The organism is Vibrio sp. 1F169 (genome assembly GCF_041439605.1).
Classification (GTDB): Bacteria; Pseudomonadota; Gammaproteobacteria; order Enterobacterales; family Vibrionaceae; genus Vibrio; species Vibrio tasmaniensis_A.
The window spans coordinates 45,853-66,104 of sequence record NZ_JBGOOI010000017.1 but is presented as its reverse complement, the minus strand read 5'-3'; the positions used below and the strand labels follow the sequence as shown (position 1 = coordinate 66,104).

Sequence of the window (20,252 nt, the reverse complement as noted above, 5' to 3'; positions counted from 1 at the left end):
CTTTATTATCAATATTTTGCTTTGTATGGGCTTGATATTTGACCTTTGTTTGGGCTGGGGGTTTAACGGTTTTCCATCGACTTTACAGAACGGTGCCCCTTGATTTGCATGAGTTAATTGCTTAGAGTGCTAATCGTTTTTCGGGTTTAAATAACCGTTTTTAAGTTTAAATAATCGGTTTTGAGTTTAAATAACTATTAGTTTAGATAACTAAGAAAGGATTAAATTACATGGATCCCATACTGGAAGTTAAGGGACTGTACAAGGTGTTTGGTGAAGACACCGACCGTGCTTTTACAATGATTAATGAAGGCGCGAACAAAGATAAAGTTTTCGAAGAAACAGGGTTAACGATCGGCGTTAACGATGTTTCTCTTAGCATTCAAGAAGGCGAGATTTTCGTCATAATGGGCCTGTCAGGATCTGGCAAATCAACCCTAGTACGCCTTCTTAACCGCTTGATTGAACCTACCAAAGGTAATGTGCTTCTTCGAGGCAAAGACATTGCCCACACCTCAGAAGATGAGCTCCGCGAAGTCCGTCGCAACAACATCTCCATGGTTTTCCAAAACTTCGCATTGATGCCTCACATGACAGTGATTGAAAACGCCGCGTTTGGTCTTGAACTAGCGGGTGTTGAAGTCGATAAGAGAAAACAGTCAGCATTTGAAGCGTTGGAACGAGTCGGTCTCGGGCCGTATTCAGAATCTTACCCTGATGAATTGTCTGGCGGTATGAAGCAGCGTGTTGGTTTGGCTCGTGCTCTAGCATGTGACCCTGATATTCTGTTAATGGACGAAGCGTTTTCTGCACTCGATCCTTTGATTCGTACTGAAATGCAAGATGAGCTTATTCGCCTTCAAAATGACGATAAACGAACCATTGTTTTCATCTCCCATGATTTGGATGAAGCGATGCGAATCGGTGACCGTATTGCCATTATGCAAAACGGTGAGGTGGTTCAAGTGGGTACCCCAGACGAAATTATTAACAACCCAGCGAACGATTATGTCGAAGCTTTCTTCCGCGGTGTGAATGTAGCAAGTGTTCTTACGGTGAAAGACATTGCACGTAAGAAGCCAGCGGCGGTATTTAAAAAATCAGAACATGACGGCCCAGCGTCCGCTCTACAAATCTTGATGGATAACGACCGTGAATACGGCATTGTTGTTGAGAAAAGCAGTCGTTACTCCGGCATTGTCTCTGTTGATTCCCTTCGTAAAGCACACAAAGAGAACAAATCACTCGTCAGTGCGCAGCTCGATGATGGCCTAACGCTGAACCCTGATTTACCAATCAACGATGTGCTTGGCCTTGTTGGCGGTGTGCCTTACTCCGTTCCTGTTGTGGATGAGCAAGGTAATTACTTTGGCGTGGTAACTAAGTCGCGACTGTTACAAACATTGGATAAGGGGTAGATCATGTCGTCTGAACAAACAAATAATGACCCATGGTCTCAATCAGCTCCAGCAGCTCAGCCATCAAGTGATCCTTGGGGTCAAGCAGCGGATACCTCACCATCAGCAGATTGGTTAAGCAGCGAAACAGTCGAAACGACACCTTTTGATCCACTTAACCCTTTTGCAGAAGCAGTTTTGCCCGTCGACACTTGGGTAGAGTCTGGACTGAATTGGTTAGTTGAGCACGGACGTCCATTGTTTCAAGCAATCCGTGTGCCTATCGATTTCATTCTAAGTTCATTTGAAACGGCGTTGGTGTCGACACCTGCACCATTCATGTTGATCATCTTGTTTTTAGTTGCATGGCAGTTTTCAAACCTGAAGCTTGGTTTGGCTACAGCCGTTTCTTTGACTTTTATTGGTTTGATTGGCGCTTGGTCTGAAGCGATGACCACGCTTTCACTGGTCATGACATCGGTATTCTTCTGTCTGCTGATCGGCTTACCCATGGGGATATGGCTCGCCCGCAGCAATACCGCGGCTAAATTCGTACGCCCAATTCTCGACGCCATGCAAACGACGCCAGCCTTCGTTTATCTTGTACCCATCGTAATGTTGTTTGGTATCGGTAACGTTCCGGGTGTGGTGGTGACGATCATATTCGCACTTCCTCCTGTTGTACGTTTGACTATCTTGGGTATTCAGCAAGTACCGGAAGAGTTGATCGAAGCGGGTCACTCATTCGGCGCCAGCAAAAAGCAGATGCTTTACCGAATTCAACTACCACTTGCACTGCCAACCATCATGGCGGGCGTGAACCAAACACTGATGCTGTCGCTATCGATGGTGGTTATCGCATCAATGATCGCAGTAGGTGGATTAGGTCAAATGGTACTGAGAGGTATTGGCCGACTGGATATGGGATTGGCCGCTGTTGGTGGCCTAGGCATTGTTATTCTTGCAATCCTACTTGACCGCATTACCCAAGTTCTTGGGGTAAATGCAGGTAATACAAAATTACGCTGGTATCACATGGGGCCTGTTTCCCTTGTGCTAAAAGCTTTAAATCGCGGTAAACAATCAGAACTACAACTAAGGAAAAACACCAATGAATAATTCATGGAAGAGTAAGCTAGCCGTTAGCATCGTTTCGACACTGGCTGTATCAACGAACGTGTGGGCTGCAAGCTTACCGGGTGAAGGTGTATCAGTTCAGCCCGTTCAATCTTCAGTTGCTGAAGAAACGTTCCAAACACTGATTGTTAACCGTGCTTTAGAAGAGCTTGGTTACGATGTGAAATCAACGCAAGAAGTGGACTATAACGTAGCTTACACTTCTATCGCAAAAGGTGACGCAACGTTCCTAACAGTAGGTTGGTTCCCACTACACGCTGACAAATACAAAATGGCGGGTGGCGATGACAAATTCTACCGTGAAGGCCAATATGTAAGTGGTGCCGCTCAAGGTTACCTTATTGATAAGAAAACCGCTGAAAAGTACAACATCACTAACATTGGTCAATTGACTGATCCAAAAATCGCTAAGCTGTTTGATGCTGATGGTGATGGCAAAGCAGACCTGACGGGCTGTAACCCTGGTTGGGGTTGTGAGATGGTCATCGAACACCAAATCTCTGCATTCAAATTGGACGATACCGTTACTCACAACCAAGGTAACTATGCAGCGATCATCGCAGATACGATTTCACGTTACCAAAAGGGCGAGTCAGTTCTTTACTACACGTGGACACCTTATTGGGTGAGTGGTGTATTGGTTCCTAACGAAGACGTAGTTTGGTTAGAAGTTCCATTCTCTTCACTTCCGGGTGATCGTGCGAATGTTGATACTACTTTGTCTAACGGTAAGAACTACGGCTTCGAAATGAACTCGATGCGTATTATTGCGAACAAAGAGTTTGCTAAGAACAACCCATCTGCGGCGAAGCTTTTTGAAATCATCAAACTTAACATCAATGATGTAAGTGCTCAGAACATGATGATGAGTAAAGGTAAGAACAGCTCGGCTGATATCGAAGCGCACGTAAACGGTTGGATCAAAGCGAACCGAAATACGTTTGATGCTTGGATTACAGAAGCGAAGAAAGCGGCACTATAACGGTTGTTTTTCGTAAGCAGTCGATAACAGGCTGGAATAAAAAGAGAAGGCCGGTAGTCTGATTCAGACTACCGGCCTTTGTTTTTCTAGCGACATAACTATTGTTATCGCATTATTTTTTAAAGCGGCTTGTTCTTTTAAAAGCGAGCAGGCTAGCGTTCGCCTTGAACCTCAAAGTCATCGCTGATTAAACGAGCGCAACCATCGGCTTCTAGTGCCCAGTGCTCACGATGCACAACACCAAACGCTTTGTTCATTGTCCAACTAGCCGTCAAAATGTAGCCTCCTTCTGGGTGCTCTTCCCATTTAACATCGGTGTAATCAACGTCTTTGAAACCTTGGTCGATGATGTTTTGCCAAAATGCTTGAATCGCTTCACGACCTTCAAAAGTACCAAATGGACGCGCTTCCATTACACAGCTTTCAGCATATTGATCTGCACAACCTTTCGCATCTTGGCTGTTGAATGCTTTCTGCCACGCGTTAATGCCTTGCTTACATGCTTCTAAAATTTGGTTGTTTAACATTGTCTTTCTCCATAACAGTCTTCTTTCAAACACTGTGTCTTTGATTTGGTTATCTCGATAAGTTGGATTCAGTTTAGCCTTGGAAATTAAATCGAAAAACAGAGATAATAGAAAATACCGTATGTAAAAAGAGAACAATAAGATGAGTAAGCTAAAGCAGATGTCGATTTTCGCTCACATCGTAGAGCAGGGCTCAGTATCAGCTGCGGCTGAAAAGCTTGAGTTATCCAAGTCCGTCGTCAGTCAGCACCTCAAAATTCTGGAACAAGAACTAGGTGCTTCACTTCTCAAACGCACAACACGGAGGCAATCTCTGACCAGTATGGGTGAGCGTTTCTATTTAAGTTGCAAAGACATCAACGTGATTGCTGACTCGGCTTGGGATATGGCCAAAGCTGAGCTAGAGGAGCCACAAGGTCGAATTCGAATTACTGCTCCGAATGCGTTGATGGATTTATTGGTCGCGCCTGTTATTGCAGACTTGATGAAGCAATACCCGAAGTTAAAACCAGAACTGATCAGCGATGATCAGCACTTAGATTTCATGGAACACGATATTGATCTCGCAGTACGAGTGGGCAGTTCTCGTGACAGTAACCTAAAGCAGAAACGCTTGGGCGAGTTTAAAGACGTGTTGTGTGGCGTTGAAAGCATGCGTTCTCGTGAGCTTGAATCTATCCCTTACATTGCTAACTCATGGCAAGGTAAGCAAGTCTCTCATCACTTTACTTCTCAAACAGATCAAAACTTTATTTACCAACAACAAGCAAGCTGCACTACGAACTCCTTTCATAGTTGTCTCGCGTTGATCAAATCTGGTGTCGGTATCGGTGTGATTCCAGATTTCTACCTCTCTCAGTTATCCAATGAAGTGGTCGATCTCTTACCAAGTTTTCAACTACCCACTAACACGGTTTATGCGTTGAACCCATTCGCCTCAAACACACCGATTGCCATCAAACTGTGCGTCAAAGCGTTGGAAGAGAAGCTCAAACAGAACTTTGTTTAAAACCAATTCGATAAGTCAGTGATTTAGTAAAGAGGCTCAAAACCAAACTTGCCTAATAGATTGCTCAAGAGTGAAGATACAAAAACATAAAGACACAAAAAAGCCCGAGTATAAACTCGGGCTTTGAATGGTTTTCTTTATAACTTATGAGGAGCTAGATTGCCTGACGAAGTTGGAAGTAACGTCCTTCTTCGTTTAACAGCGATTCATGAGATCCGTGTTCTACAATCTCGCCTTGTTCAATCAGAACGATAGAATCCATCGATTCCAGACCAATCAAACGGTGCGTAATGAAGATAACTGTCTTGCCTTCAAAGTGCTTCTCGAACAGCGTCATGATGCTCTGCTCTGTTTGCTTATCTAAGCCTTCTGTTGGCTCATCGAGAAGCAGGATAGGGGCATCATGAAGAATGGCACGTGCGATACCAATACGGCGCTTCTCACCACCAGACAGTTGACGACCACCGTCACCCAACCAGCTATCAAGACCGTCATTCTCAAGCAGCTTTTCTAGACCAACGTCTTTAAGGATGTTAGCTAGGTGCTCATCGTTGGCATCTGGTTTCGCAATCAACAAGTTGTCGCGTAGGCTGCCATTCAAGATGTCGACACGCTGGCTTACCACACTGATTGATTCACGCAGTTGTGACTCATTCCACTGCGTCAGTTCAATGCCCGCGATTGAGATGTAGCCCTTTTTAGGGTCCCAGTAGCGAGTCAGAAGCTGAATCAGAGTCGATTTACCTGAACCCGTTTGACCCACAATCGCAACCTTGTGCGTGGCAGGGATCGTTAGGTCAACAGCGTTCAGAACACTACGCTCAGAATCAGGGTAGTTGAACGTCACGTTTGAGAACGTAATATCAAGCGGCTTGTTGATGTCGAGCTTCTCTTCAGCGAACTGAACTTCAGGCTCAGACAGAATCACTTCGTTCAAGCGACGAGCAGAAGACAGAGTTTGACCTAAATGCTGGAACGCGCCTGCGATAGGCATCAGCAGTTCAAAACTTGCCATAGTAGCGAACGCCATTAGCGCGATGAACGGGTCTGGTGCATTGCCACCCACACCGTCAGCCGCAAGCCAAAGCATAAGAACCAGCGTCAAACCGTTGAACAGCATTAGCGCTGCTGAAGCCATACCGGTTAGGTTAGCGTTTACAAACTGATTCGCCATCAGCTTACGTTGCGTTTCTAGAATTGCATTACGGTAACGCTCTTCCGCACCAAACAGAGTCAGTTCGCTGTAGCCTTCAATCCAATCTAGCGTAGTGACACGAAGATCAGCTTTGTTTTGTGTTAGCTCTCCACCGTTACGTTTGCCCAGCTTGTAGAACAAGATTGGCCAAACCAACAGCATGATAAGAAGGATAGAACCTAAGATTAAACCTAGTGAGCTATCGAACCACATTAAGAACAGAGTCAGGAAGAAAATCCCGAACACACCCACCGTCACAGGGCTTACTAAGCGCAAGTACACGTGATCCATGGCGTCGACATCGGCAACCAAACGGTTGAGAAGATCAGCATCACGAAGGTTTGAAATACGACCTGGGATCAGCGGAGCCAGCTTCTTGAAGAAGAAGATACGAAGATCAGTTAACAGTTTGAATGTCGCATTGTGGCTAACAACACGTTCACCCCAACGACCTGCAGTTCGGCTCATTGCCAAACCACGCACACCACCACCCGGTAGCATGTAGTTGAAGGTTTCACGCGCAATCGTCAGGCCAGCTACCGCAGAAGCTGAAATGAACCAGCCTGATAGCGTTAACAAGCCGATAGAAGCCGAAAGAGTAGCAAAAGCCAATAGCATGCCTAGCGATAGGCCAAACCAATGCTTTTTATAGAGTTTCAGGTAAGGCAGTAAATCACGCATCTAAATTACCCTTATTATCTTGTTGAGCTAAGTTCACGTTAAGCATCTCTTCGAATAAACCACCCGCAGTCGAAAGCTGAGAGTAATGACCTTGTTCAACAAGACCACCATCGCGCATTACCAGAATGTTATCAACCGATTGAAGCGGAGCGAGTTGGTGCGTCACAAGCAGGGCAGTGCGGCTTTCGATGTTGCTATTGATGCCTTTCATTACCAACTGTTCGCTACGAGTATCTAGGCTGGCTGTTGGTTCATCGAGCAACCAGAACTGACCGTCTTGAATCATTGCGCGAGCCAGAGCCAAACGCTGAGATTGACCCACAGACAGACCGCCAGAGCGATCAGAGATCATGTAATCCAAGCCGTGCTCATTTACGAATTCGTTAGCAAAAGATTGCTCAAGTGCGTTCTCGACAACTTGGTCAGTGATATCGTGCTTACCTAAAGTGACGTTGTCACGAATTGTGCCGTGTAGTAGCAATGGGTTTTGACCAACCCAGCTAATGGTTTTACGCCAAGAGGCTAAGTCTAGGTCACGCAGTTCAACGCCATTGATTTTCAAGCTTCCTTCATAAGGCATGAAACCAAGAATAGCATTGATCAAACTTGTTTTACCCGCACCGCTTGGGCCAACTAATGCAGTCGACTGGCGAGTATTCAGTGCAAACGAGATAGGGCCAACCAGTTGAACACCTTCAGGGCTCAACACTTTAAGGTCTTGAGCCTCAATATTGATGCCTTGAGCCGGGTCGAGCTGAGTGTCGCCTGATTTAACTTTAGTGATGTCTGTTTCTAGGAACTCGACAATACTTTCGGCTGCGCCAACCGCTTGTTGCTTCGCATGGTAGAAAGTACCTAAGTCACGCAGAGGTTGGTAAAACTCTGGCGCCAAGATAAGGATAAACAAACCTGCGAATAGCGTAATGCCTGCGCCGTAGTGGCCGAAGTTAAGCTCACCAATGTAAGTGAAACCAAAGTAAACCGCTGTCATTGCGATAGAGATCGACGTGAAGAACTCAAGTACAGCAGAAGACAAGAAAGCGATTTTCAACACATCCATGGTACGCGTTCTGAACACTTCAGATGCACCTTTAAGTACCTCTGTTTCAGCGTTAGTGCGATCAAATAAACGGATGGTTGTCATTGACTGCAAACGGTCGTAAAAGTGACCAGAAAGACGTTGCAGTGCTTTGAAGTTTTTACGGTTTGCATCGGCTGCTTTCATACCCACAAGTGCCATAAACATCGGCACCAGTGGAGCAGTAATCAAGAAGATCAGTCCTGCTGCCCAGTTTACTGGGAACACCACAACCAAAATAATGAATGGAATCATTACCGATAAAGACATCTGAGGTAAGTAACGAGAGAAGAAGTCTTGCATGTCCTCTACTTGTTCTAGCAACAGCGTTGCCCACGTACCGGCAGGTTTGCCTTTGATATAAGCAGGGCCTAACTCACGTAATTTATCTAGGATGAGTTGCCTGATGTAGACACGGATTTGTTCACCACAGCGATAACCTGCGATTTCACGTCCCCATGTACAGCCAGCACGGCCAACGACCGATAATGCCAAGCCTGCGAAATGACCAACCAGTTCAGATTTATCGACATTCTCGATGATCAGCTGGTGAAGAATAGAGGCGAGAAGAGCTGCTTGAGCAATTAAAAACACGCTTGAAAGTACGCCAAGGCTAATCGCAATCATAAGCCAGCGTTTCGCTAACTTACTCTGTTGCTTAAGCCACTTGTTCAAGCTGCGTTGTTTTTTCTTATCCATTATGAAGGCTTAATGATAATTATTATTTGTTGAGGGCGGGTAGTATACAAAAGAAAGCCCAGTGGATATACCGCTGGGCTCTAGGGATTTACAACAAATTGTGATGATGCCCTGCATCTACTGAGGCGAGAGCACCGATAATCAAATCTGCAATCTCAGATTTACTTATCGTTAAGGCCATCTAGGAAGCGTTCAGCATCCAGTGCAGCCATACAACCTGTACCAGCAGAAGTAATTGCTTGGCGGTAGTTGTGGTCCATTACATCACCTGCAGCGAACACGCCTGGGATGCTGGTTTGTGTCGCGTTACCTTCAAGACCTGACTGAACGATGATGTAGTCATCTTTCATGTCCACTTGGCCCTTGAAGATTTCAGTGTTTGGTTGGTGACCGATAGCAATGAATGCGCCCATTACTTCGATGTCTTCTGTCTTATCAGACTGAGTATCTTTAATGCGAACGCCCGTTACGCCCATGTCGTCGCCTAGAACTTCGTCTAGCGTGCGATCAGTGTGAAGAACAATGTTGCCGTTCTCTACTTTGTCCATTAGACGCTTCACTAGAATCTTTTCAGCGCGGAACGTGTCACGGCGATGAACTAGGTGAACTTCAGACGCGATGTTAGACAGGTAAAGTGCTTCTTCAACAGCCGTGTTACCACCACCAACAACCGCTACTTTCTGGTTGCGGTAGAAGAAACCATCACACGTTGCACAAGCAGAAACGCCACGGCCTTTGAATGCTTCTTCAGACTCTAAACCTAAGTACTTAGCCGATGCACCCGTTGAGATGATCAATGCATCACATGTGTACTCACCCGAATCGCCTTTAAGACGGAAAGGGCGGTTTGAAAGGTCTACTTCGTTAATGTGGTCGAACAGGATCTCTGTTTCAAAGCGCTCTGCGTGCTCTTTCATGCGATCCATCAGTACTGGACCCGTTAAACCTTCAGCATCACCCGGCCAGTTTTCCACTTCTGTAGTGGTTGTAAGCTGACCACCTTGCTGCATACCCGTAACCAGTACTGGGTTTAGGTTTGCACGAGCAGCGTAAACTGCAGCTGTATAGCCAGCAGGGCCAGAACCAAGAATCAATAAATTACAGTGCTTTACGTCGCTCATGAGGACTCCGAAATTGAAATTGTTTTTATTTATAATCGCTTAGGATTGTATGGAAAATATGGAGGCAATAAAAGGTTAAACAAGGGCTGAAGTGTAATTAATCGTTATACGTTAGAACTTAATCGAGACAAACGTTTTCGTGACTGGAAGATCAGTGAAAGGTTTATGGGGGAGTGAGGGCGACGAGAGCCATTGCATCAAGTGGACTTACATTCCTGAGCCTAAACTATTGCTGGCAGCGTGTTAAACAAAGAAGTGAGTTTTCACGATGTATTCCACTGTTCAAACAAGCTTTATCTAACGACTATCTACACAAACGAAGTAGGGAAGAATGGGTGATGAGCAAAGATACGTATAAAATCTAACGATTGCTCTAAGTCACAGCTTTATGCGTGCGGGTTAGTATGGGGCTACAGTAAAGGCTCCCTATGGAGCCTAATTTTGAGGTGTTGCTTTATAACATTGGTTATCAAGGTATGTATTCACATTACTTACATATTCATCTAAGAACGAGAATACATTGGATTTAATCTCAATTAGCTGTGTTACTGTAACATCTTGACCAATATCAGAAAATGATTTGTTGCCGTGAGCAAGCCAGTTTCTATACTGCTTGACGTTACCAAGATGTCGTCCATCTGCAACTGCGCGGATTCCGTATTTATGACATACATTACGCACACCATCTGCATCCATATTACCTGAAACTCCTGAAACAAAATCTTTAAAGTCTAATGCATCACCAGAGTGTGTTTCGCAGTAATAGTTATAAACGGTTTCGATTAGTTCACCTTTCGGTGTTGATGTTAGGCTTTCTCCCTTAGAGTGCCACCAGACCTTTTTTAACAAATCCATAATAGCCGAGAAGCCTAATCCTTCATCTTTTATCCTGTTATAGATACTTTGAACGCCATTCATTACGGTAGCTTCTACCAAGTTATATATTAAAAGGTAACATGAAGCTTTACACACTTTTTGTTGAATAGCTGAAACTGAACTTTCATTATCATCTATATCAGTGACTTTAGCTCCATCAGAACTTAAAGCTTGTAAAAGTGTAATGTAAGCTTCTATTTCACCTTTTCGTTTATCGTATTCATCAGTAAACGCTCGCATTATTAAGCCTCTAATAGCCAGTCTCGAACATATTCGACGCGACCTCTTAATCTCGGTCCTGAGTTACTAGCATGCGATGTTACATGTTTGTTGAAATCTGAAGTGCGCACAAAGCCATCACCCTTATTATCAAGTTCTGGTTCTGCTTTTAGGGCGAGATTTACTCCAATAGCTATAGACTCAAACCTTACTCTAGGAGTCGTCTTAGACTTCGCTGTCTTTCTAAAGCCATCGGGTAAGTTTGCTTCGACATAATTAAGCATGCTTCTAAACTCAGATTCTAATTGGACAATATCGAAATTCAATTTATTAGCTTCACGTAAATAATCATCTAAGAAATTAAATACTGAATGCTTAAATTCCAAATATTTATCTGAATAAGCGAAGAAGCGCAAAATTAGTTCTTCACGTTCACCACGAAGAGCAGATTTATGAGACACAGGGCATAAACGGTTGAACTGCTCGTCGGTTGCCAAAGAGCAAACAAAATCGTAAAACGGACCAGAAAAAGACCCTTTTCGAATTTCTGCTTTCTTCAAATCTTCACTACCAGTATTAATTCTTTCGAACATGTCTAACCGAGATTGCTTTGTAACAGATTCTGGTAATATAACCATTCTCATAGAGCGGTCATTGAATCTTAACTGTTGTGAAGCTGGTAAGTCTGAAAATTTTAAACCATTTAGTAAATCTAAACGTGTCAGATCTTTCAAAACAAGACGATCAAGGGCGAAGTTACGCAAGGTGTTCATACGCTGGGCACCATCCAAGATCTCTGTGTTTCCTTGAGGGTCTTGAACCCCAAAAAGAAAAGGGATGGGTAATCCCATGATTACTGATTCGATAAATTTGCTCTGGCGATCTTCTGCCCAAACAAACTCTCTCTGATAATCTGGAATGTAGAAAAAGCCTTTTTCAAAACGAGTTACCATAACCTCAACTACGTACTCTTTTGTATCGTAGGTAATACTCGTTTGTGTGTCTCTCAGTTGCCTTTCTAGGGCGTCTAAATCAACTAACTCGTTACTCATTTGTATTTTCCAATTTTATTATTAGTTCTTTTGATAATACTGGAGGAACTGCATTCCCTATCATTTGCTGCAGCGCACCACGTTTGCTTACATTGGAGAAATCCAGACAGTCTGGTAAACCTTGGATCCTTGCTGCTTCGTGCGGCGTAATAACTCGCGGTAAAGATGGGTGTAAAAATCTACCTTGCCCCATCGAGCCAAATCCACCAGTAATAGTTTGTGATGGCTTATCCCAATCCAAACGGCCGTACATAGATTTATAGCTGTGATTTCCTTGATGACACTTAGGACGCAAGTGGTTTGGAAGATCGAAGATATCTTGCTTGTAAAGATACTCAGCTCTTTCTCTATTCACGCTTGTCATACGGGAAGGAGTATCAAACATTGTATCTTGTTTGACTGTAACCAAATCATAGATCGCATCTTTGAGCGTTTGAGCATCCTGTTGTTCATAAATAGATGATAAGATATTGGATTCTATAGGTTTTATGCTGCCTAACAATATATGTCTTTTACGGCTTTGTGCTATCCCCATACGTTCAAAATCCACGACTAATTCTTGAACATGATATAAGCCACCGAGTTTTTCTATTAACTGAGAAACTACGCCTTGTTTTGAGTGGATAACTGAAGGCACATTTTCAATCAAAAAATATGATGGCTTTAAATGTTGAATCACCTTTACAGTTTCAAGATAAAGATTATTGCGAGGATCATTTCGCCTAGAACGATTGTTAAGGTCTGAATGTCCTTGACATGGTGGACCAGCGAAAAGGTAATCAATCTTAGCTTTTGGCAAATCGTTAACATTTAAAAGTGTTATATCAGAATCGTGGAAATGTTTAATGTAATCATGGAAGTTGCTTTGATAGAAGGTTGAACACGACGGTTCCATATCACTCGCAAGGTATATCTCAAAATCTAAACCTAATTTTTTTGCTGCCTGTAAAGCACCAATTGTCAAACCACCAAGTCCCGAAAACAGGTCTACAATTCTCACTACTACTACCTAATATTTTATTTTAGTTAGTCATTTTAAACTTTTTCATCGATAAACTAAATATCTTATCTTGGTAAAGAGCTCAAGTGTTCAACAGAAGAATTAGAGCAGGTTCTGAGTCTCATAGTTATGTCGACTTTTACCCTCGTAAAACATCAAGGTGTTTAAAGCTAACCGTGTTGCCAGAATGGATAATTTTCTTACGATGGAGGCACATCAGATTTGTTGTTGCTCTCGAAATCATGCTCATTGTTATGGTCGACTTCAAAGCTTCATTTTTTGGTTTTCAGAACCTAGTAAATCAATTCTTTTCATAATATTCCACTTCAAACATCTTCGAGATTAAAAGAACTATTAAGTTCTCTTCTAAAAGAAGTAAGCCATTTGGTGCGGCCGAGTTCCCCCCGAACTCGACCTGTTCCAGACGCGCAAGCAAAGGCGTTTGGTTTCTGGCTTACTGATAAATTAACCAATTTCAGTTTGTTGTGTAAATAATCAATAGTTTGGCAACTGATAGGTAGATCGTATTTCGATGTGCAAATCATAGAAATGAATGATGGCAACCGTGGTGCCTGAGTTCATACAAGGAGGCTGGCGTATTGAAGTGAAAGGGCCGACACAATATGAAACTTGTCTTTCTAGTTAATAATATCGTTATTATTTAAATTGTAGGTATTTATAACTGGCTAGTGGAGTGTGCTAGTTTCAAGAGTTGGTCACCTTTTGTTCTGGTGTTATACACTGCTTTTTATTTCTAGATTGGATTTAGTGTCTGAATTATTAAATCTGGCGGGATAAATGATTGTTTAATGTTGATTTGGCAAGATCTTCAAGTATCCTTTATGTAAATAAAACGTTAAATATCGAAAGTTAATTAACAATCATTAAGGAGTCGATGATGTTACATGCTCACGAAAATACCCTACATATTACGCATCTCAGTAACCATGCAGTTAAGGAGTTGTCACCTTCATTCTCTAAGCTACCAAGTACAGAGCATGCCGATGGTCAGTTCCGATTGAGAAGGTACTCAGTGGTTGAATTCAGTAATGGACAAGTCGTTGAGCTAGACAAACATAACTTTGTTCAGTCTGAAAACATTAATCACTTTCAAGGTGATGTTGTTCGTCAGTTCGAGCCGATTGAAGCGAATATTCTAAGCAGCGAAGGCATGCAAGAGATGTGTGAACTGTTTATTGAAACCAACGGGCTTGAAGACGGACAAGAAATCGAAATCCATCAAATCCGTATTGCCGCTATTTTTGAAGAAACTCAGGTTGCACCAGAAGGTGTTCACCAAGACGGCTTCGACCACATCGCGATCATTGGTGTTACTCGTCACAACATCGTTGGTGGTGAAGTGATGCTTTATCAAGATAGCCACGAAGCACCGTTCTTCAGAAAAGTGTTAGGCGATGGCGAAGTGGCAATGCTTGCTGATAGTAAGCTTTGGCACAATGCACAACCGATTCGTACCATAGACCATGGCGAGATGGGCTACATGGATGTGTTTGTATTAACGGCTAAGGATGCGCGCAATGTCCTTCACTCTTAATGATGTGCGCCAACAGTTTAGCGCGTTAGGCCAATATCATAATGGCAAGCCAGTCACTTTTTTTGATGGGCCGGGTGGCTCTCAGGTGCCTGAGAATGTTTTAGCATCAATGACCGAATACTTAGGGCATTTCAATTCAAACCTAGGCGGCCACTATTTTTCTAGCCAAAAGACCACAAGTTTAATGCAGCAAGCGCGAGAAGCGGCACAAGCACTGCTTAATGCGGAATCTTCTGGCAACGTTGTGTTCGGCGCGAACATGACATCGCTGACCTTCCAACTTAGCCGAGCGATCAGCCGCGATTGGAAAGAGGGTGATGAAGTTATCGTCACTGCGTTAGACCATTACTCAAATGTATCGAGTTGGCAGCAAGCGGCAGACGACAAAGGCGCTATCGTTCGCCAAGCTCGCGTAGACGAGTCGGATTGCAGTTTAGATATGGCGCACTTTGAATCGCTGCTTAACGAGAAAACCAAGCTTGTCGCGGTGACGTTTGCTTCAAACACGACAGGCTCGATTGTTGACATGGCGAAAGTTATCGAGCTTGCACATCAATATGGCGCTCAGGTTTATGTCGATGCCGTGCATTACGCACCACATCACTTGATTGATGTTCAGCAACTGAATTGTGATTTCTTAGCGTGTTCAGCTTATAAGTTTTTCGGCCCGCATGTGGGTATTGCTTATGTTGCGCCTCAATGGCTGCATACTTTAAAGCCTTACAAGGTAGAGCCTGCAACCAATATCGGCCCAGGTCGATTTGAGACTGGCACGCAAAGCTTTGAAGGCCTTGCCGGTGTTATTGCGGCAGTGGATTACTTGGCACAATTAGGTGATCCCGCCGATTCATTGCGTTCTCGTTTAGAGCAAAGTTACGCGCTGTATAATAAGCATGAAAGCCAACTCAGTGAGTACTTCCTTAAACGCTTATCCGACCTTGAAGGAGCAAAGCTTTACGGAAAAACCGAGTTTGATTCGAATCTAAGAACTCCAACCTTTGCGGTTACTTTTGATGATCACTCTCCAGAGTTCATCGCTAAGAAGTTGGGCGAGCATAATATCTGCGTTTGGAATGGTCACTTTTACGCATTAGGACTGGTGAAGCAGTTGGGTATTGAAGAGCAGGGCGTGGTGCGTATTGGTTGTATGCATTATAACTCGATTGAAGAGATCGACTTGTTGTTCAATGTGCTTGAAGGGATCTTGCGAAGCCACTAGCAGAAGTAATTAGCAAGAAGTCACTATCACTTAATAGCTACAGAATTAGAAAAGAGCATACTTATCTCAATAATATTGAGTAGGAAGTATGCTCTTTTTTGTTTGATTGAGCTTATATCTGTTTAACGGCAGTTATTCTATTAGGACGGTTACTAAGGCTAAAGCCGCTAATCGCTAATCGAAAAAGTCCTTGATTTAACTAAGACAGCTGCTTAACCAGAGCTGCTCCTACTGCGTGCGCACTGGTTGGGTTTTGGCCGGTAATCACTCGCTCATCAACAATTACAAGCTCATGCCAAGGTTGAACCTTGTTGAAACGCGCAGCGCTGCGAGCAAGAGACTCTTCTAGTAGAAACGGAATGTCGTTGATGGTGCCAAAGTCGATTTCTTCTTCACGAGTAAAGCCAGTCACTGATTTAGAGCTTAGTAGCTTCTCGCCATTGCTTAGAACAATCGGAAGCAGTGCTGCTGGGCCGTGACATACTGATGCGATCACACCGCCATCTTCATAATGCTTAGCGGCAATCGTTGCGAATTGCTCATCGGTTGCTAAGTCAGAAAGTAGGCCGAATCCACCTGGGTAGAAGATAGCATCGTAGCTTTCTACGTTTACTTGGCTTACAGGAATCGTGTTGTTAATACGGTTCTGGAAGTCATCGTCAGCCAAGATCTCTGCGTTTACTGAATCACCTTCAATATCGGTTCCATACAGTGGACCTTTACCACCCTTGATAGACGCGATGTCGTACTCAAAACCCGCAGCAATGATCTCTTTCAGTGCATGAGTCAGTTCTGGAGCGTAAGTACCGTTCGCTTGGTCTGTATCGCCTAGTGTTGCGTGGTTAGTTACTGGGATTAGTATTTTTTTCATGATTCGTTCCTTTGAGCACGTTTGTTTGGTTTCAGCGTCGTGGCTTTTATTTAGAAAACCAAAGCTTTCAATTTAGATACCGCTGTTTCGTTACCTGTAATACTAGTAGTAAACCATTTGAGTGATAATATGCCGAGTAGGCAAAACATTATTGCTATATAGCAATAGTGGATGTGAATTAGTCGGAGGTGAACAGGAGAAGTATGGATAGCTTTGAAGGTATTAATGAATTTGTGGCGGTAGCGGAGTGTCACGGCTTTTCTGCAGCCGCGAAACAACTGGGTTGCAGTACCAGTCATGTCAGTCGCCAAGTGTCGAGATTAGAAGAGAGGGTAGGTGTGGCTTTACTGGCTCGATCTACTCGTATGGTGAGTTTGACTGAGTCTGGGCATACCTATTATCAACAATGCAAAGATCTGGTTATCGGACTGCAACAGGCGAATGAACAAGTCACGTCTCAACAAGCTCAGCTGAGCGGTACTTTGCGTGTGAGTGCGGCGGGTGCGTTTGCCGAGAATCATGTTGCAGCAGCTTTGATGGAATTTGCCAAAGACCACCCTGATCTCACTATCGAAATGAACTTCAATACCAATATGGTTAACTTTATTGAAGATGGTATTGATTTCGCGATTCGTTATGGTCGGTTAGATGATTCTGGTTTGGTGGTAAGGAAGCTGGTGGATCGGCCTATGGCAGCGGCCGCGAGTCAGAACTATATCGATCAATTCGGTTCTCCAACACAGCCTGAACAGTTGAAGTTGCACAGCTGTATTATTGCCAACAGTGGTCAGTGGTTGTTTGAGAAAGATGGAAAACCGTTAAACGCGGTGCGCGTACATGGGCGTTGGAAAAGCAATAACTCGAGTGCGGTACTTAAAGCTTGTGAAGAAGGGCTTGGCATTGTTTATCTTCCCAAAAGCAGCTTCAATGGCGGTCTTGCCAATGGAAAGCTCGTTCCAGTGCTAGAAGAATATTGGGGAGCAGGTACAAGCAGTTGGATCGTATATCAAAACCGTCGCTTTCTTCCACAGAGAGCAAGGCTGGCTATCGACTTCTTAGTCTCTCACTTTTCGGATTGGAATGAATAACCGAATAGATAATGCTTACATAGCTATACAATATCCTTCTTGTTTTTTGATGTGCGTAATAAGAAGGTGCTATTTGTCTACTTTTGATGACTTAAGCTTACGATTGAGTTGTAGAGAAGCCTAAAGCAGTACGATATACTAGATATCATATTAATGTCCCTAACGCGTGATAGATTGTGTGGAAGCGTTGGCAGGATGTGTTGTTATGCTTCGGCTTATGAAGTGTAGCGAGAATGCGGAGTTGGCAATGTCTTCAATAAATTTCGAATCCACGTACGGTGTAATAACGATTCAAGATATGAATGTAGTGAGTGTTGACGCTAACTATGCTCGCATCTATGGATACCAATCACCGGAAGAACTACTTTCTGATATCGATAGCTTTCTAGATCTCATCTCAGAAGAGTACCATGTTTTAGCCTATCAAAATTACCTCGAAACGGTCAGTGGTCAACGAGACCCTCAGGTTCACACCTATACCAATATTGATCGCAACGGCAGAGAGTTCACCGTGTTTTCTATCGATCATGTGACGGAGTGGCAGGGAAGACCTGCACTGCAAGTCACGGTTATCGATCTTTCCCCTGCGATTCAGCTGCAAAATGCAGTGCGTGAGCAAGATAAGATGTATCACGACATGATCATGCAATCAGGGCAGGGCATCTTGGTGCACCGAGATTTCAAACCGTTGATGGTCAATCAATCCTGGGTAAAACTGCAAGGTGGATCTTCCATAGAGCAAGTCTTAGCGCTGGATTCGATTCTTGACTTAGTACCACAGCAGAATAGCGACGGCATCTATAAACACTATCAAGCGATCGTGTCGGGTGAGTTGTCGGGAACCAGTACCGTGGTTGAAAATATTGGCTTTGACGGTGTTCATCGCTTCTTTAATATTTACGATAATGCAATTACTTGGAAAGGTCAGCGGGCCGTTCAAGTAGTACTCGAAGATGTGACTCAAAAGGTGATGTTGGAGAAGCAGTTGGTTCACCAAGCGAATTACGATGAAATGACGGATCTGCTTAATCGTAGGGCGATTTATGAATGGTTGAGAGAGCATATGTTCTCTAAAAACTACCTTGTCTGTATGCTACTAGATATCGATGACTTCAAGTCGATTAATGACACTTATGGTCATATGGTAGGTGATGAGGTAATTTGTGCTTTGGCTAGTATAACCAAGCGCAATGCCGAGAAAGTTGGTGGAGTAGCAGGCCGTTGGGGTGGTGAAGAGTTCATTATATTTATCCCGAATACGCCTCTTGAAACAGCTCTCGAAGTTTCAGAAGAGATTCGCCAACAGTTCAATCAAGTCGAGTTCAAAGTGGGTGAACAAATTCGTTTTAACTCTAGCGTGAGTATCGGAATCAGCGATAGCCGAGCGTGTGAAGACGGTGTCACTATTGACGCACTCGTGAATTTAACCGACCAATCTCTCTATCGCGCTAAAACCAATGGCAAGAATTGTGTAGACGGAGATGTAGTCGCGCTTTAACGCCTAAAACCGTCATGGAAAGCGAATAGAATCGACAACAAAAAATGCCCTCAAGTCATCACTTGAGGGCATTTTAGTTTTTGGCTATTAACTGAACGCTTCTCACTATAAGAAACGCCTCTAACTATGAGAAACGCTTAAGTTCTTTAAATTAGGCAGACACTTCCACTTCGTAAGAGCCAAATTTACGGATGTTAATCACGCCAGTATCTAGGATAAGGTATTGACCTTTAATGCCTTGAAGTACGCCCGTCACTTCAGGGTTCTTATCAAAGTTGTGCGATACAATTTTCACTGGGTGCTGTTCAACTGGGTAGCTCAATGAAGTAATGCTCTCACTGAGCACCTCGATAGCATCATCACCAAACTTCGCTCTGATCTCTTGGATTTTATCTTCAACCAGTGGCAATAGTTCTTTGGCTTTCTCTACCAACTCCATATCGTCACCGTCGCCTTTTAGCAGCGTGCGCCAGTTGGTTTTGTCAGCAATATGCTTCGCTAATTCGACTTCAATAAGACCAGAGATCTGACGTGTTTTTACCTTCAAAATAGGTAGGCCTTGAGTGGCTCCTTGATCAATCCAACGGGTAGGGATTTGTGTATGGCGAGTGATTCCAACCTTAAGGCTTGATGTGTTCGACAGGTAAACGAAGTGATCGACGAAGCAATTTTCTTCACCCCATTGAGGTTCACGACAAGTGCCTTGATCGTAGTGGCAAGTCTCCGGCTTCATGATGCACATATCGCAGCTCGCTAGCTTTTTCATGCACACAAAGCAGTGACCTTGAGAGTAGCTTTTCTTAGTTTTCTTACCACACGAACAACAAAAAATATTACCAGTGTGGGTAAGGTTGATGGTTTTTCCAATCAGAGGGTTTAGCTCTACAAACTCTTCCCCTACAGGTAAACGGTAGGTAACCGCACCATCAAGGGAAGCACTCATTTTCTTGAGTGTTCCTTTTGCTAATAAAGACATGACATTACTCGTTGTATTTTGATTATTATTTCGTCGACTCGAACGCCTTGTAAGCAGTCGCTACGGTTAACG

At 43.7% G+C, this 20,252-nt stretch carries 17 protein-coding genes; 8 read left to right on the top strand and 9 right to left on the bottom strand.

Translation table 11 applies throughout. The features are described from left to right. The first annotated feature begins 230 nt into the window (after nucleotides 1-230). Genes proV through proX form a run of 3 tightly spaced genes read left to right on the top strand, consistent with a single transcriptional unit; the run spans nucleotide 231 to nucleotide 3,516 of the window. Complete coding sequence (gene proV, locus ACED53_RS09530; RefSeq protein WP_017099420.1) at nucleotides 231-1,418, top strand: glycine betaine/L-proline ABC transporter ATP-binding protein ProV; 1,188 nt, start codon at nucleotides 231-233, stop codon at nucleotides 1,416-1,418. Between the two features lie 3 nt (nucleotides 1,419-1,421). Continuing rightward, a complete protein-coding gene (gene proW / locus ACED53_RS09525) occupies nucleotides 1,422-2,516 on the top strand; it encodes a glycine betaine/L-proline ABC transporter permease ProW (RefSeq protein ID WP_009846456.1) in 1,095 nt (364 codons plus the stop codon). After that, a complete protein-coding gene (gene proX / locus ACED53_RS09520; protein ID WP_009846457.1) occupies nucleotides 2,509-3,516 on the top strand; it encodes a glycine betaine/L-proline ABC transporter substrate-binding protein ProX in 1,008 nt (335 codons plus the stop codon). The genes proW and proX overlap by 8 nt, the downstream gene beginning before the upstream one ends. A gap of 152 nt (nucleotides 3,517-3,668) precedes the next feature. On the opposite strand, the gene ACED53_RS09515 is transcribed toward proX, so the two are convergent. Continuing rightward, complete coding sequence (locus ACED53_RS09515) at nucleotides 3,669-4,043, bottom strand: nuclear transport factor 2 family protein (RefSeq protein WP_029225319.1); 375 nt, start codon at nucleotides 4,041-4,043, stop codon at nucleotides 3,669-3,671. 142 nt (nucleotides 4,044-4,185) lie between these two features. Between ACED53_RS09515 and ACED53_RS09510 the strand changes: the two genes are divergently transcribed. Continuing rightward, nucleotides 4,186-5,052 (top strand): LysR family transcriptional regulator, encoded by an 867-nt coding sequence (locus tag ACED53_RS09510; protein ID WP_017099611.1) that lies wholly within the window; start codon nucleotides 4,186-4,188, stop codon nucleotides 5,050-5,052. 154 nt (nucleotides 5,053-5,206) lie between these two features. Here ACED53_RS09510 and cydC read toward each other — a convergent pair whose 3' ends face one another. The 6 genes from cydC to ACED53_RS09480 all read right to left on the bottom strand — a co-directional run bounded on the left by cydC (nucleotide 5,207) and on the right by ACED53_RS09480 (nucleotide 12,973). Beyond that, a complete protein-coding gene (cydC, locus tag ACED53_RS09505; RefSeq protein WP_371692797.1) occupies nucleotides 5,207-6,928 on the bottom strand; it encodes a cysteine/glutathione ABC transporter ATP-binding protein/permease CydC in 1,722 nt (573 codons plus the stop codon). Next, nucleotides 6,921-8,705, bottom strand: a complete 1,785-nt coding sequence (gene cydD / locus ACED53_RS09500; RefSeq protein ID WP_017099613.1) for a cysteine/glutathione ABC transporter permease/ATP-binding protein CydD — start codon at nucleotides 8,703-8,705, stop codon at nucleotides 6,921-6,923. Before cydD ends, cydC begins: the two co-directional genes overlap by 8 nt. A gap of 161 nt (nucleotides 8,706-8,866) precedes the next feature. Continuing rightward, complete coding sequence (gene trxB / locus ACED53_RS09495; protein ID WP_017099614.1) at nucleotides 8,867-9,826, bottom strand: thioredoxin-disulfide reductase; 960 nt, start codon at nucleotides 9,824-9,826, stop codon at nucleotides 8,867-8,869. Between the two features lie 435 nt (nucleotides 9,827-10,261). Next, nucleotides 10,262-10,942 (bottom strand): MAE_28990/MAE_18760 family HEPN-like nuclease, encoded by a 681-nt coding sequence (locus tag ACED53_RS09490; protein WP_017099615.1) that lies wholly within the window; start codon nucleotides 10,940-10,942, stop codon nucleotides 10,262-10,264. A 2-nt stretch (nucleotides 10,943-10,944) separates the two neighbouring features. Then, nucleotides 10,945-11,973: a DUF262 domain-containing protein gene (locus tag ACED53_RS09485; protein ID WP_017099616.1), complete on the bottom strand. Its 1,029-nt coding sequence runs from the start codon at nucleotides 11,971-11,973 to the stop codon at nucleotides 10,945-10,947. Further along, the gene (locus ACED53_RS09480; protein WP_017099617.1) at nucleotides 11,966-12,973 is read right to left on the bottom strand and encodes a DNA cytosine methyltransferase; all 1,008 of its coding nucleotides are present in this window, start codon (nucleotides 12,971-12,973) and stop codon (nucleotides 11,966-11,968) included. The genes ACED53_RS09485 and ACED53_RS09480 overlap by 8 nt, the downstream gene beginning before the upstream one ends. Before the next feature lie 898 nt (nucleotides 12,974-13,871). Here ACED53_RS09480 and ACED53_RS09475 point away from each other — a divergent pair. Then, nucleotides 13,872-14,528, top strand: a complete 657-nt coding sequence (locus ACED53_RS09475) for a 2OG-Fe dioxygenase family protein (RefSeq protein WP_029223059.1) — start codon at nucleotides 13,872-13,874, stop codon at nucleotides 14,526-14,528. Then, complete coding sequence (locus tag ACED53_RS09470; protein ID WP_017099618.1) at nucleotides 14,512-15,747, top strand: cysteine desulfurase-like protein; 1,236 nt, start codon at nucleotides 14,512-14,514, stop codon at nucleotides 15,745-15,747. Before ACED53_RS09475 ends, ACED53_RS09470 begins: the two co-directional genes overlap by 17 nt. Nucleotides 15,748-15,946: 199 nt before the next feature. On the opposite strand, the gene ACED53_RS09465 is transcribed toward ACED53_RS09470, so the two are convergent. Next, nucleotides 15,947-16,618, bottom strand: a complete 672-nt coding sequence (locus ACED53_RS09465) for a type 1 glutamine amidotransferase domain-containing protein (protein WP_012603695.1) — start codon at nucleotides 16,616-16,618, stop codon at nucleotides 15,947-15,949. 203 nt (nucleotides 16,619-16,821) lie between these two features. Between ACED53_RS09465 and ACED53_RS09460 the strand changes: the two genes are divergently transcribed. Together ACED53_RS09460 and ACED53_RS09455 are read left to right on the top strand one after the other, a co-directional pair. Beyond that, nucleotides 16,822-17,706: a LysR family transcriptional regulator gene (locus ACED53_RS09460; protein WP_017099619.1), complete on the top strand. Its 885-nt coding sequence runs from the start codon at nucleotides 16,822-16,824 to the stop codon at nucleotides 17,704-17,706. Nucleotides 17,707-17,911: 205 nt separating this feature from the next. Next, nucleotides 17,912-19,204 (top strand): sensor domain-containing diguanylate cyclase, encoded by a 1,293-nt coding sequence (locus ACED53_RS09455; protein WP_017099620.1) that lies wholly within the window; start codon nucleotides 17,912-17,914, stop codon nucleotides 19,202-19,204. 151 nt (nucleotides 19,205-19,355) lie between these two features. On the opposite strand, the gene ACED53_RS09450 is transcribed toward ACED53_RS09455, so the two are convergent. Next, nucleotides 19,356-20,180 (bottom strand): DUF2797 domain-containing protein, encoded by an 825-nt coding sequence (locus ACED53_RS09450; RefSeq protein WP_012603698.1) that lies wholly within the window; start codon nucleotides 20,178-20,180, stop codon nucleotides 19,356-19,358. Between the last annotated feature and the right edge of the window lie 72 nt (nucleotides 20,181-20,252).